This window comes from Protofrankia sp. Cr1 (assembly GCF_963555865.1).
Lineage (GTDB): Bacteria > Actinomycetota > Actinomycetes > Frankiales > Frankiaceae > Protofrankia.
The window spans coordinates 6,316-7,474 of record NZ_CAUVXO010000078.1; the positions used below are offsets into that span (position 1 = coordinate 6,316).

Sequence of the window (1,159 nt, forward strand, 5' to 3'; positions counted from 1 at the left end):
GTCGGTGACGGTGTACGCCCACGGCGGACGGCCGACCGGGAAGGTCGGTTGCCGCTCCTGTGTTGCTACGGCTGTAACTGTGTAATCGTTACAGGCGTTCAGGATGCCGCCGGGCGCGCGATCAGGGCCCAGTTCGCGCGCCCGGCGGCACCAGGGGCGCAGGAGCACGTTCGGGAGGCCGGGATGACTGATCCATTGGATGCCTACTCGCAGGTGGTGACTCAGGTTGCCGCCGCCATCTCGCCGTCGGTCGCAAGCCTGCGGGTGCGGACGCGTCGCGGCGAGGGAGCCGGCTCCGCCGTCGTCTTCACCGACGACGGCTTCCTGCTCACCTCCGCCCATGTTATCGACGGCGGGCCGCCGGCCGGGGAAACGGGCGTCGGGGTGGGTACGGCGGAGTTCACCGACGGCACGGAGAGCCTGGTGGACGTGGTGGGCGCCGATCCGTTGTCCGACCTCGCCGTGTTGCGCGCCCGCAGCGCCACCCCGCCGCCGGCCACGCTCGGCGACGCGGCCACCCTCGTCGTCGGTCAACTGGTCGTCGCGGTGGGCAACCCGCTGGGCCTGACAGGCAGCGTCACCGCAGGAGTGGTCAGTGCGCTCGGTCGATCGCTCCCGACCCGGGCCGGCGCCACGGTCCGCATCATCGACGAGGTGATCCAGACCGACGCCGCCCTCAATCCGGGTAACTCCGGAGGCGCCCTGGCCGATGCGAACGCCCATGTCATCGGCGTGAACACGGCCGTCGCCGGGATCGGGCTCGGGCTCGCCGTTCCGGTCAACGCCACTACCCGCCGCATCCTCGCCGCGCTCATGCGCGACGGTCGGGTGCGACGGGCCTACCTCGGGGTCGCCAGTGCTCGGGCACCGCTGCCGCCACGACTGGCCGAGCGGTTCGGCCGCCGGCACGGGGTCCGGCTGGCCGAGGTCGTGGTGGACAGCCCGGCCGGGCAGGCCGGCCTGTTCACCGACGATCTGGTGCTCTCGGTCGCCGGGCAGCCGGTCGCCGCACCCGGGGACCTCCAGCGGCTCATGACCGAGGAGACCATCGGAAACCCGATCGAAGTGACCGTGTGGCGACGTGGCGCACTCGTCGATGTCATCGTCGTCCCTCGGGAACTGGCGCTCACCTGAGCGGGACGGCCATCACCTGGGCGGG

Annotated in this window: 1 protein-coding gene; it reads left to right on the top strand. The window is 72.0% G+C overall.

Annotated features, from left to right (window positions below; genetic code table 11):
- The first annotated feature begins 183 nt into the window (after positions 1–183).
- Complete coding sequence (locus U9980_RS09375; protein ID WP_322748012.1) at positions 184–1,134, top strand: S1C family serine protease; 951 nt, start codon at positions 184–186, stop codon at positions 1,132–1,134.
- Positions 1,135–1,159: the final 25 nt, after the last annotated feature.